The organism is Calothrix anomala FACHB-343, assembly GCF_014696435.1.
Taxonomy (GTDB): Bacteria; Cyanobacteriota; Cyanobacteriia; order Cyanobacteriales; family Nostocaceae; genus Aulosira; species Aulosira anomala_A.
This window is the reverse complement of the sequence record NZ_JACJQG010000067.1, coordinates 18885-33169: the sequence shown is the minus strand read 5'-3', so window position 1 is coordinate 33169 and position 14285 is coordinate 18885. Positions and strand designations below refer to the sequence as shown.

Annotated in this window: 6 protein-coding genes and 1 pseudogene; 5 read left to right on the top strand and 2 right to left on the bottom strand. The window is 40.8% G+C overall.

Going from position 1 to position 14285, the window contains the following annotated elements; all coding sequences use genetic code 11:
• Window positions 1-26: 26 nt before the first annotated feature.
• Complete coding sequence (locus H6G08_RS29025; RefSeq protein WP_190549421.1) at window positions 27-2120, bottom strand: hydantoinase/oxoprolinase family protein; 2094 nt, start codon at window positions 2118-2120, stop codon at window positions 27-29.
• 1852 nt (window positions 2121-3972) lie between these two features.
• On the opposite strand from H6G08_RS29025, the gene H6G08_RS29020 reads away from it, so the two are divergent.
• The 4 genes from H6G08_RS29020 (at window position 3973) to H6G08_RS29005 (ending at window position 12663) form a co-directional block, all read left to right on the top strand.
• Entirely contained in the window at window positions 3973-6786 is a 2814-nt protein-coding gene (locus H6G08_RS29020; RefSeq protein WP_190549420.1) for a PKD domain-containing protein, read from the top strand.
• 28 nt (window positions 6787-6814) lie between these two features.
• Window positions 6815-7126 (top strand): hypothetical protein, encoded by a 312-nt coding sequence (locus H6G08_RS29015; protein ID WP_190549418.1) that lies wholly within the window; start codon window positions 6815-6817, stop codon window positions 7124-7126.
• A gap of 284 nt (window positions 7127-7410) precedes the next feature.
• Window positions 7411-9273 (top strand): WD40 repeat domain-containing protein, encoded by a 1863-nt coding sequence (locus H6G08_RS29010; protein WP_190549416.1) that lies wholly within the window; start codon window positions 7411-7413, stop codon window positions 9271-9273.
• Window positions 9274-9660: 387 nt separating this feature from the next.
• The gene (locus H6G08_RS29005; protein WP_190549414.1) at window positions 9661-12663 is read left to right on the top strand and encodes an SdrD B-like domain-containing protein; all 3003 of its coding nucleotides are present in this window, start codon (window positions 9661-9663) and stop codon (window positions 12661-12663) included.
• Between the two features lie 137 nt (window positions 12664-12800).
• Here the strand turns inward: H6G08_RS29005 and H6G08_RS29000 are convergent.
• Window positions 12801-12950, bottom strand: a pseudogene (locus H6G08_RS29000) (zinc ribbon domain-containing protein); the annotation flags it as partial.
• 987 nt (window positions 12951-13937) lie between these two features.
• Here H6G08_RS29000 and H6G08_RS28995 point away from each other — a divergent pair.
• Window positions 13938-14120, top strand: coding sequence for a hypothetical protein (locus tag H6G08_RS28995; protein WP_190549412.1), 183 nt, complete (start codon window positions 13938-13940; stop codon window positions 14118-14120).
• Window positions 14121-14285 lie beyond the last annotated feature (165 nt).

Here is a 14285-nt window from a genome sequence, read left to right as displayed (position 1 = left end):
TGAAATTTAAAATCTATCATAAAATTTTATAAATGCTGTAAAATCAAATGATTGCATTCAGTCAACCTAGCTATCCAGTTAGGTTCTACGACAATTGTACTAATTTTCTCCACAATAATCGCCGGGCCATTAATAATATCTTCAGGCTGTAAATCTTCCCGGCGATAAACTGGTGTATCATGCCATTCATCGCCAGCAAACATCTTCACAGTCTCCACAGATTGCGGATATTCATCTAAAGAGCGATCGCGAATTATTAAAGATTCCTCTGGTGTATCCATTTTCTGAATTAATTCTACAGAAACAGACTCAACAATTAAGGGTTTCTCTAATTGCACAAACCCATAACGCGATTTATGCTCAACCTCAAACTTCGCCTGCATTATCGCTACATCTGTATCAAAATCAATGGTCAATATTGAGTTAGTCCCTTGATATTTTAAATTGACTTTTTGCACCACTTCATCATGTCTAATATCTCCCTCGCTGAGTTCGTTTCTCGCCTGAATCAGCAAACTCTGCATTAACTCTTGTAATTGGGGAATTAATGCAGCCGTTAAAGGTTGTTCTACGCCCTTTTCTCTCATAGCGCGGACATCAGCTAATCCCATTCCATAAGCTGATAAAACCCCCGCATAAGGATGGAGAAAAATCTGCTTCATCCCTAAAGTCTCAGCAATTAAACAAGCAACTTGTGCGCCAGCACCACCAAAACAACAAAGCACATATCGGCTGACATCATAACCTCTTTGCAAGCTAATTTTTTTAATCGCATTCGCCATATTCTCAACTGCGATCGCTATAAATCCTGCTGCTACCTGTTCGGGTGTACGATAATTACCTGTAGCTGTGGCAATTTCTTGGGATAATTGGCTAAATTTCTCCAGCACAATCTCTTTATCTAGTGGTAAATTCCCCGTCACGCCAAATACCGCCGGAAAATATTGCGGGTAAATTTTACCTAACATAACATTAGCATCGGTCACCGCTAAAGACCCACCACGGCGATAGCAAGCGGGGCCGGGATTTGAACCAGCCGATTCCGGGCCGACACGATAACTAGAACCATCAAAAAATAAAATTGAACCGCCCCCAGCAGCGATGGTATTAATCGCTAATACGGGGACTCGCATTCTCGCGCCAGCAATTTCTGAATCTAATTGGCGTTCATATTCTCCTTTAAAATGGGCAACATCTGTACTTGTTCCACCCATATCAAAGGTAATAATTAAGTCAAAACCCGCCCTTTTACTCGTTTGTACCGCACCAACAATTCCCCCAGCCGGGCCGCTTAAAATACTATCTTTACCTTGAAATTTATCCGCCGCAACTAAACCACCGTCAGATTTCATAAACATTAATTTCACCCCAGGTAACTGACTCGCTACTTGGTTGACATAGCGTCGCAAAATCGGCGTTAGATAAGCATCAACAACGGTTGTATCACCGCGACTGACCAATTTCATTAACGGACTAACTTCATGAGATACTGAAATTTGGGTAAATCCAACCTCTTGGGCGAGTTGCTGAACTTGTTGTTCGTGGTGCGGATAGCGATCGCTATGCATAAACGCGATCGCACAACTGCGTATCCCCATGCTGTACAATCTTTCTAAGTCTTGTTTGACCTGGGCAATATTGACTGGAGTTAATTCTTGACCCTCAGCATCATAACGTTCCTCTACCTCAATCACTTGTTCGTAAAGCATCGTCGGTAAAACTATATGACGCGCAAATATATCTGGACGGTTTTGATAGCCAATGCGCAACGCATCTTTAAAACCTTTGGTAATTAACAGTGCAACTCTATCGCCTTTTCTTTCTAACAATGCATTTGTCGCCACCGTTGTTCCCATCTTCACTACTTCTATTGCCTCACTGGGGATAGGTTCATCCCTAGCCAAACCGATAATATCCCGAATCCCTTGAATCGCTGCATCTTGATATTGTTCTGGATTTTCCGAAAGTAACTTGTAGACTATAATCCATTCTCTTTGAGGAAGGGGCACAATCAAAAAACGTTCTCTGTGGCTGGATAATCTTTCCACAATCCCCTGATTGTTAGTTACAGCTACAATATCTGTAAATGTCCCACCGCGATCAGCAAAAATTTTTAACATTTGATTGTTTTCTAAATTACAGCTATTTTCAGGTAAATAGACCACGCTGTAGGGGCACGGCACCGACAATCTTTTGGTACATACAATAATTTTACTGTTGCCGTGCCCCTACGACAGATGTGGTTCAAATAGGTAAAAATTGCTGTAACTTAGTTAAATTCCTTAAAAGTAGAATAGCAATACTTATTTTTTAAACACGCTTTAGCAAATTTAAAATTTCTGAAATTTCTGAAACTCCCCGAACAACTGACCAATGAGCAAATCTTAATCAAAAATCTGCCGTTCAATAACATTTCCTTAACCAAGAGCCTCGTATTATAGATTCATTCAAACCCCAAACCCAAATTGTCTTAATCTTTGTCGTAGCCTTACCTAGCCTGCCCTAGCCCAAACCTTAAAACAAAAAACTGTTCTGCTGTCAAGTTGCATGAGATATATACTTTTCATAGTAGGATAGCGATCGCTTGCCATAGACCTAGCTCCAAGTAAAAAAACCAATGCTTCGTTAAAAGCTAACAATATCTAGCAATTAGCTTGATATGTGCTAGACAAAATCGGCTAACTCTACGTAAATAGCCGATGTATTTGTCTGCTTAATGAAATCTATATATATTTGCTGACGATAATCGAGTTAATTCATAAAATCTATATAAACTTACTGTCTAACAAGTGCTATAAATCTCAAAGATGACTGTAATATCTCAGATATTGCAGTTTATAAACACAGATCCACATTCAGTGAAATCAAGTAATAATAGAGTTATCGAAACTTGGTTCATTAATTTGAGGGTCATCTATTGCTAGGAGGGTAATTAAGAGTCAGTCAAATCAAACTGACGCGGTAAGCTAAAGCTTGACAGCCTAAATCACAACACAGTTTTTAAAATTTTCTTGTCGATCGCACATATAGATTAACAAGATAAATTTTTATTACATTTATCATGCGCTCGATAGGTGTACCTAATTTGGAAAAATCACTGTCAGACTATAAGTTGCTCATGTTCGCACAAAGACTAAAAGCGGCTTCCCATCTCGTAGACTGACTAAATCAGACTATAAAGGATTTTCCTGAGACTTACGCGGTTGGATAATTTTTTTTGCCCCGCAGAATTGATTCGCTATCTAGCTCTCACCAAATTAGGATGCATCGGATAAAGCTGCTAAATACATATCCACATCCCTGCGCTCATCACATTTATTTATCAAGAGCGGCTGGAACTAACTTGTTGCAAGTATGCATAAGTAAATAGTTTCAGAAATATAGGTTTGTCTTTATTCTCTAGCTACATCTGTATAGTAGAAACATCGCGATTGTTCATAATTCCTACTATATATAAATTGCGATCGCAATAATTATTGCGACGATGTGCTGTCATGCAAAGTATTAAATCTTCCGCATTTTAGCAGTAAATACAGAATAACAAATGTCAGATTTATTTGATTATAAAATTTTTGTAAAATTACCGAATCAAAATCTATAAACAACGAGAACCTTTTGTATGAAAGCTTAAATCAACTAAAAGGCTTTAGCCATTAACAGCACAGTACATTACCAAAGCTTAAGCGCTTTAGAAGCATGAATTATTCACTCTACAGATTCAATTTAGCGGCTCAAAGATTTAGCAACATCTTTTTTAGAAAACTGCTGAATTTACGCAATAGAGATTTGTTTGTGATGTGATTTTATTTGTCTTCACACCCTTATTAGCTTTGATTATCCGCTTAGATGGTGATTTCTCTCTCCAATCACCTGAATAAAACCGATTGCTCTTGTTGAGAACTGCGTACTTGTAAAGGGTATGAACAAACTAGATAAACATAATTCACAACTTCATCCAGTGCCACAAACATCATGCCTAAGAATAAAGATTTAGACAACTTCAGTCCCTTACAATTAGTACAAATTTTCGACGATCGCGTCAATGGTGTGGAACTGCCAGCACCAGAGAGTCTAGCTTACTCACATAAAGCCAAACGATTCTTTGCTATCGAGAAAAACCAAATCATCGCTATTGATTCTCAGCAAGGGCGAGATAGTAAACGTTCAAATAAAAATATACAAGCTGGTTTGCTCGATAAATCCCTGATAGTTCAGGATGACAAATTTGAGCGGTTGCTAGTTTTGACTCCCAAACAGCAATTAATTGCGATCGCGATTAACTCTGATGGTAGCCTCAATCCCAATCAACAAATTTCTTTCGCTCTTCCTAAGTCGATTAGTAAAGTTCTAGACATAACTATCGAACCAGACACAGGACGCCTATTTCTGCTGCAGAAAAATACTATTATCAGTATTCTGCCAGACTCCCTGGGGAGCTTTGCTAAAGCAGAAGTTGTGCAGATTCCTTTACCATCAGGGATTAAACATGCCAAACACATCGCCTTTGATGTCAGCACTGGTAATCTCCATGTCTTGAGTTTTCCTAAAGAACAAAAGCTGTATGAAATCAATCAAAAAGGTGAGTTGTTAGCAATCCGCGATGCATCTCAACTCGGACTCAAACAGCCAACAGATTTACTTTTTGCGCCAACTTCAGACACCACAGACGCCAGCAGCAGACAAAATCTGTTTGTGGCTGATGCAACTAGTGCCCCCATTACAGAATTATCATTAACAGCAGTTCAAACTACAGCAGCACCCACCACCAAAGCTTATTTAGTCAGGGCTACAGCAACTAAGGTTCTCAGTTCTAGCCCCTGGAGTAATTCTAGTCCCGATCCCTCAGGTATTACCTACCTACCTAGTTCAAATACATTGTTAATGGTTGATGGCGAAGTAGACGAAATGCCAAACATTTTCGTCAATAGTAATGTATTTGAAGTCAAGCTAGATGGTACTCCAGTGAGGAGCGGTAGCACCACATCTTATACGAAAGAACCAACAGGAATCAGCTTTAACCCTAATACTGGACGTATATTTATTTCCTCTGACGACGATCGCCGCATTTATGAAATTGCTCTGGGTGCAGATGGCAAATTTGGCACCGCAGATGATGTAAAGGTAGGTGAGGTTGACACTTCTATTTTCAAGATTATCAATAATAATCAATCCGCTGGTACAGACGTAGAAGATGTAGTTTATGTTAATGACTTGAGCCGTGGTATCAAAGCTCTGTTTCTTGCTGGTGGTGTAGACAGTGAAATTTACCGAGTTAATCCAGGTGCAGATGGTAAATTTGGCACCACAGATGATGTTTATTCTTCCTTTGATACTGCCATCATGGGATTGACTGATGTTGAAGGTATAGCTTATAACTCAGCCAATGGTCATTTATACGCGCTAGGTAACCCTGATAATTTATTATTCGAGATGACTGTTGGTGGTACCTTAGTGCAGACAATTGACATCAGCGCAGCTAATCCTCTCAATCCAGCAGGTTTAGTATTTGCACCAGGTAGTAAAACGCCCAGCGCCACCAACCTCTACATCGTCGCCAGAGGAGTTGATAATGATAGCGATCCTAACGAAAATGATGGCTTCTTATATGAATTTACCCTCACCAATAAACCACCTGCGGTAGAGGCAGGAAATAACCAGACAGTTGCAGTCAATACCGTTTCTTTAGATGGTACAGTGACCGATAGCGGCGCGATCGCTTTTAGTAAATGGACTAAGTTAAGCGGCCCGGGTAATGTTACCTTTGGTAATGCCAACGCTATAGATACAACCGCCACTTTTTCCCAACCAGGTACTTATGTATTGCGTCTGACAGCCGCAGATAGCGAACTAACTGCCCAAGATGAAGTGATTATCAACTACAATAGCAGCTTTTATGTGAGTAGCGTTGATGCTGGCACAATTAGTAGCGCCAATTCTAGTACGGGGGTTGCTTTTGACTATGGAGATGAAGATATCTTAAAGTATGACAGCATCTCTAAAAAGTGGTCGATATTCTTCGACGGTTCCCAAGTAGGGTTAAACCAGACAAATCAGAATAACGAAAATCTGGCGGTAGATATTGATGCTTTTCATATAGTTAGAAATACTGACAATAGTATTAATAGCATTTTGTTTTCTCTAGACTATAACTCTAAAGCGACATCCTTAACGCTTCCTGGGGGCTTAGTTGTTACCAATACTGATATAGTCCGTTTCACTCCCAGTTCTGCTACTTCCTGGGGCAGTAATACTGCGGGGACTTACAGTTTATACTTCCGTGGGGCAAATGTCGGTTTAGGTGAGAAGTTAAATCCTGTGAGTAATCCCAGCGATAATGGCGAGAATATTGATGCTTTTAGCATATTACCAGATGGTCGGTTACTAATGAGTTTCACTGGTAGTCCCAGCCTTCCTGGTGTCAATGGAAGAGTAATTAATGGCAATGATGAAGATTTGTTTGTGTTTACAGCTACAAATACCGGAGCCAACACAGCAGGAACTTGGGCACCATATTTTGATGGTTCTGATTTAGATCTCAATACTAATAGTGATGAAGATATTGATGCTATTTGGGTAGATAACGGTAGCAATATATACTTAAGTACCAGAAGAAACTACGGTGCTATCGGTGCTAACACTACTATCAGTGGAAACGGAAACACAATCTTCACATTCATTCCCAATTCTATCGGTTTAAATACTAGTGGTGATCTCATTCAATTTTGGGATGGCACAGCTGCCGGATTAAATGCAACTAACAGCATTGATGGTTTTGCTGTCGGCTAAAGTCCTAAAAACACAAGAAAGCTAGGAAATGAGAAGGCTACTAAGACAATTGGGTGTTGCAGGGTTAATGAATCATCAAACTGACGATAAATTGATAACGGGTGCATTTGTAATCAAAGCCAGCGATGATGATGGCTTGATTCACCAACCTCATTGTCAAGATTTCATTGACTCAGCGCACAACAAAAAATTTTTTTTATTAAGAAACGGTAAAGACGATCGAATACAATCTGACGTTACCGCGATCGCGCTTTCAGGGCAAATCATCGGTATCCGCCCTATTTTGATGGCTCTAACATGGGTCTCAACAGAGCTAACACTCAAGATATTAACACTGTAGGAATGACAATCATGGAAGTATTTACCTAACTATATTTAGAGCTTTCAACGTTTCTGATCTGATGGAGGAGGTGATGACATTTTCAAACTTAGCCTTAGCTTATTAGCTATCAACACAAGCGGTAACTACAGTTCATTTTGGAACGGCTCCGCTAGTGGATTTTCCAGGATTGTGATGGCTGGTTTTTCTAGCTAATTAGTTGTTCCTGGCTACTGTGAAAATTTTTACTGACGTATTGACGGCGATCGCCATTGTTCTATAACCCAGAGATAAAAAGCATCATTATGGCTACTACTAAATTCTCCCTGACTCAAACTTTACTGAATCCCGCGCCTAATAGCACCCTATTTGCCAATGCAGTGGCTATTTCCGGGACTCATACCTTAGTTTCCTCAGTTGGAGGTGAGGAAGGTGAATCTGGTAATGCTAAAGTCTATCTGTTTGACACCCTTACAGGGAAGAAAGTACAGACTTATCTCAACCCCTCTGCCAAGAGTGGTGATATGTATGGTAATTCCATAGATCTCTCTGAGAAAACTGTACTGATCGGTGCCCCTCGTCATAACGATAAAGGAGAGGTTTATCTTTATGACAAGCTATCAGGGCAACTTTTACAAACTTTTTCCAAACCCAATGCTTCAGGAGGTGACTACTTTGGCTACTCAGTAGCAATGTCTGGCAACTACGTACTAATTGGTACGCCCTACGACGATCGGGGAGAATCCAACAGTGGCAGAGCATACTTGTATGACGCCACTACTGGCGAACTTTTGCGCACCTTCGACAACCCCACACCTTATGGTGGAGACTTGTTTGCCTTCTCGGTGGCGATATATGGTGACACTGTAGTTATCGGTGCTTTCTTAGATGATACAGGTGCAGCTGATACAGGCAGTGTTTATGTATTTGATGCCAAAACTGGAGAACTAGTACATACCATCCTCAATCCCCAAGCTGATGAGGCTGACCTATTTGGTAGTGCTGTAGCTATTTATGGTGACAAAATCGTCGTTGGTGCTCGCGCTGACGATTTAGGTGCTGTTGACGCTGGTTCAGCTTATCTGTTTGATGCTGTCACAGGGAAATTGTTGCAAACCTTTGCTAACCCCACCCCAGAGCCAGGTGACAAGTTTGGGGTTTCCGTCTCCATCGCCGATAACAAAGTCTTGGTTGGTGCGAGTGGTGATAACACTGGTGCAGATAACAGTGGCTCTGCCTACTTGTTTGATGCCATAACAGGCAATTTATTAGAAACCTTGACCAACCCTGATATTGGCAATGGTGACCTCTTTGCTAATTCTGTCGATATTCAAGACGGTGATGCGCTGGTAATTGGTGCTATTGGCCATGACGGCATTAAACCTAACATTGGTGCAGCTTACGTATTTGAGACAGCTAACCACAAATACTATGTCAGCGCTAATGAAAATGGCACTATCAATGGCATCTCTTACTCAGATGAAGATATTTTGGTGTATGACAGCAAACAAGGAAGCTGGTCAGTATTCTTTGACGGTTCCCAAGTTGGCTTAGATGGCAAAGGTGTGGATATTGATGCTTTCTCCGTTCAAGATGATGGCAGCATTTTAATCAGCCTTGATAAGAGTGGTGTTGTATTAGGCAATTTAATTGTGGATAATTCTGACATTATCCGCGTTAAACCAGCAACCCCTAGTGATTACAGCGCTGGAACCTACGAATTATTCCTCGATGGTTCCAAAGTCGGGCTGGAAGATACAGAGAGAGAAAACATTGATGCCATTACCTTTACAGCAAAAGGCGATTTAGTTATCAGCGTCAACGGTAACTTCAATGCAGGCGGGGTGACTGCCAAAGATGAAGACTTACTGAAATTAAATTCCACCAGTAAAACCTGGGAACTATATTTTGTTGGTGCGCAAATAGGACTGGATACTAACACCGATGAAGATGTGGATAGTGCCTGGATCGATCGCTCAGGCAATCTTTTCCTCAGTACCAGAAGAAATGCTGTTCTTGGTATAGGTGATACCAGCCTCACCGGTAGCGGCAGTTCTATCTTTAAAGTCGCTCTCAACAGTGACAACACCATCAGTGGTATTAGTGCTTTTTGGGATGCCGCCAGTGCCGGTTTGCCCAGTGGCGTTGATGGCTTCCAGCTAGTTTAGTAGTGCCGCCTGGTAATTGGTAATTCGTAATTTTAAATTCGCGATTAATTCTAGATGTAATTCTCTGAATCTGTTATTTAAAAATCTGCCTAATATCAAATTACATAGGAGAAAAATCACGAATTATTAATTACGAATTATCTTTCTTTAATCCTCATCAAAATTTCAACTTAAAAATCAATGTTCTATTCTTTATTCCTCATTATCAAATTATTAACTACTGAGCGATCTCCCCCAAGAATGACAATCAAAATTGCTCGCGATTTGTATAGTTTTTAAAAAAATCAACCCATTACATTAATACCTATTTTTAAGCTAGTAGGTATTTCGGCTAGTTACAGTTAGAAGTTTGCAAAGCAAAATTTTTAAAAATTAAAGTAAAAAATTATGGCTAATTTAAAATTGTCTTTGGTTCGCATCATTAATACCTCAAAATTTTCGCCCAGTAGTCCCGATCCATCAGGTATCGCTTACAACCCATATACCAATCGGCTAGTGATTTTTGATGGCGAAGTTGAAGAAATATCGAACCTCTTTCAGGGAGCTAACGTCTTTGAACTGGGTATCAATAGTACGCAAACCGTTTGGGATCGCAGATGGAGTACAACATCCTTCTCTAATGAGCCAGTTGGTGCAGATATTTATTTTAATCCTAGTAACCCAAATGACCCATTAAATGGATATTTGCTGATTTCAGATGACGATCAAAGAAGAGTATATTCCATCAATCCAGTAAATGGAGTTTATGGTGATAGCGATGATGTCCGAACCGTCATTTCCACCTTATCTTTTCGTAATAGCTCTTTTGGTAGTGCTGACCCCGAAGGAGTTGCATGGGGCCCCAAGGCTATTGTCAACGGAGTTGAACAACAAACCCTATTAATCCTTGATGGCCTCAACGCATTCGTTTATCAGGTAACTACAGACGGAACCTTTATTAACAGATTTAGTACAGCTGGTTTTTCTATCGATCCGGAAGGCATAGATTACAACCCGTTTACTAGTTCTATCTACCTGATGGGAGAACCCAAAGATCAAATCCTAGAAGTCAGTCTTTCTGGACAGGTACTCAACAGTCTGGATATTTCTGCAGCAAATCCTGTCAAGACGGCTGGTTTAACAATTGCTCCTACTAGTAATAACCCCAATAGCTTAAGTATATATGTTGTCGATCGCGGCGTTGATAATGACAGCGACCCTAATGAAAATGATGGAAAAATTTACGAATTTGTCCTGCCCACAGCACCGCCACCACCTACAGGCGCAGATTTAGAACTGACGCAAACAGTTAGTAATGCCACCCCCACTGGCGGTGAAAATGTTACCTTTACTCTGAGATTAAATAACAGAGGCCCGCAAAGCACCAACAACGTCACAGTTACAGACCAATTACCAACAGGATTAACTTTTGTATCTGCTACTGCTAGCCAGGGGAGTTACAACAGCAGCACTGGTGTTTGGACTGTGGGTACCGTCAACAGTGGTAGCAGCTTGACACTGAATCTAGTCGCTAGAGTCAACACCACACCAACTACTATCATTACTAATACCGCCCAGGTAACAGCCTCATCTGTGACTGACCCCGACTCTACACCGAACAACAACAACGCCACCGAAGATGACCAGGCCAGCGCCAATATTGGGCCGAATATCATCACCCTACAAAGTCGGATTACTGCTGGTAGCGATGATGCTGAACAAAGAGGAACCAGCGTTGATTTAGGCAGTTCGGATTTAGAGTTGGTGACTGATGGTAGTACTCAAACCGTTGGGTTACGCTTCAACACGATTAATATTCCTAAAGGGGTGACGATTACTAATGCTTATATCCAGTTTAAAGCTGATGAAACTTCAACTACTGCAACTAACCTGATAATTCACGGCGAAGCAGTTGATAATGCTGTGACATTTAGCACAGCTAGTAACAATATTTCTAGCCGCAGCAGAACCGCAGCCTCTGTAGCCTGGAATCCGGCTAACTGGAGTACCGTAGGCGCAGCGGGTACTGACCAACGTACTAGTAATATTGCTGCAATTATTCAAGAAATTATCAATCGACCTGGTTGGACAAGTGGTAATTCCATAGCCACAATTATTACTGGCACTGGTAAACAGGTAGCGGAGTCATTTGAGGGCGATGCAGCAGGCGCGCCACTGTTGCATATTGAATATATTAATCAACCACCAGCACCACTGGGTTCAATTGGCGATCGCATTTGGAGTGACGCTAATAGCAACGGCACCCAAGATAATGGTGAAAGCGGAATTACGGGTGTGAGAGTTAACCTACTCTCTGGTAATAGTGTGATTGCTACTCAGTTAACAGGTGCTAATGGTAGCTACTTATTTAACAATCTCCAAGCGGGCAGTTACACTGTACAGGTAGATACTACTACTCTACCCAGTGGAGCTACCTTAACTGCCGATCCTAATGGTGGTAACGATAACAGATCCCTAGTCACCCTAGTAGCAGGTCAGAACAACCTCACCCAGGATTTTGGTTATCGACTTCCCTTAGTTGGTTCAATTGGCGATCGCATTTGGAATGATGTTAATAGCAACGGCACCCAGGATAATGGTGAAAGCGGAATTACGGGTGTGAGAGTTAACCTACTATCAGGTAACAATGTGATTGCTACTCAGTTAACAGGTGCCAATGGTAGCTACTTATTTAATAATCTCCAGGCGGGCAGTTATACTGTACAAGTTGATACCAATACTCTACCCAATGGCACTATCCTCACTGCCGATCCTGATGGTGGTAACAATAACAGATCCCTAGTTACCCTAACCGCAGGTGAAAACAACCTCGGCCAGGACTTTGGTTATCGATTCTCAACAGCGCCAACAGCTATCCAAGTTAGAGTTGCAGCTGGTAGCGATGATGCTGAACAAAGTTCTTCTGGAAGCATGAGTTTGACCAGTACGGATTTAGAATTAATTCGTGATGGCAGCACAGATCAACTGGTAGGTTTACGTTTTGTTGGTGTGAATATTCCTCAAGCAGCAACAATCACTAATGCTTATATTCAATTTAAGGTTGATGAAAGAACTTCAGAAGCAACTAACCTGATAATTCACGGACAAGATGCGGATAATGCTGGCACATTCACCACGACTAGAGGTGATATTTCTTCCCGTACCCTCACAGATGCTAATGCTGTTTGGAATTCTGTACCCACCTGGAATGTTGAGGGTGCAGCAGGTACTGACCAACGGACTCCGAATTTGGCTGCGGTGATTCAAGAAATTGTCAGTCGTCCTGGCTGGAGTAGCGGTAATGCGCTGGCGACAATTATTAGCGGCACTGGTCATCGAGTGGCGGAAGCCTTTGAGGGCGACCAACTCGGTGCGCCTTTACTCTATGTAGAGTTTATCGCCAATCAATAATTAAAAATTGACATACTCCCCACCCTTGAAGGGTGGGGATTCTGGGGTCAAACAGCAATTGCAGGCACAGCCCGACTGACATCGGGTTAGGCGATGGTTGATGCCCCAACCACTTGACCCTTCGGCTCCGCTCAGGGTCAACAGTGAGCGAAGCCGAACTGTTGAATATTACGTGCGGCGTTTTCGTCTCTTCCGTTAACTGACTGGCAGGAAGGACAACGCCACTGTCTGACCGACAGATCAATTTTTTCTAGAATATGCCCACACTGAGAACAAGTTTTAGTGGATTGTAGTCATGACATGCAATTATTTAATCATCTCATGACAAATACTGTTGATATCCGTACTCTGCAAAAAGCGATCGCTGTTCAGGGTTGACTAGTCATTAGTCATTAGTCATTTGTCATTAGTCATTTGTCAATGGGTTAATATATTAAGGCTTGTGAATGTGGGAAATTGTAGCTTTATTTACGACCTGTTGTAATATTTCAGGAACAACTAAATTCACAATTCACAAATGAATGTGGATGAGTCCGAAATATTTGCAACTATCTCAGGTAAGATTTCTTCTATCTAAAGTAAGAAAAGCAATTAAATTATGAAAATTGCTGGCTGTGAAGAAGACGTAATTTTTTGAATTATTCAATTAACTAAATAGGTGAAAAATCTGGGGATAGTTATTACTTATCGCTAATCCCGTGCAGTCAGAGAAATTTAAGCAGCAAGCGATCGCCTATATTTTGAGTTTTTACTTCTCCTGAATCAGACTATTTTCATTTCTCCCAAAAAATAGCAATTTCAGCAAATATAAACTTTGGTAAAAATATCGCTCCAATATTTATACTTATATGCAAGTATAGAATATATAAAACAAACAATTTTCATGTTAGGCCACCCCCCGCAAATATCATCGTCCCCTTGAGCGTACATGTAGAAGTGGCGATAAAGCGCAATCAACAACGGCAAAAACAGGAGCCGAGTATGTTATTAGCAGACATACTAATCGGATTGTGCTTTTATATCCAAAGTCTAAAATTTATAGAAATCAATTCCAAGCAAACACCATAAAAAACCGATTCCTAATGTCAGATGTTTGTTGTCATAACTGCTTGATATTTTTCTCAACCTCCTCATAATTAATGCGATAGACAAATAGTAGTTCATCGCATTAATTATGAGGAGTAAAAACTAACCGCGTACTACAAAGCAAAACCCGCAGGTAGACGCGAAGTAAGGGAAGGAAGAAAAATAAATCAGCTTACTCCACATCATGAATGAGACAAAGTACTAGTAAGCTGTGCGAAAGTCAACAGTCAACAGTCAATAGTCAACAGTCAACAGTCAACAGTCAACAATCAACAGTCAACAGTCAACAGTCAATAGTCAACAGTCAACAGTCAATAGTCAACAGTCAACAGTCAACAGTCAACAGTCAACAGTCAATAGTTAGTTTCTAAGCTGCGATCGCTTGTACAAAGAGGGCATACAAATTCATTTTTACTCTGCCCAATAAACAGAATTTTCGTCTAGTTTTTTCAATGATGTTCATCATCATAAATGTTATTGATATCTCATCAGTCAAGCCTGAGCAATTGAAAAATTCATTTCCTGCATTACCTAAC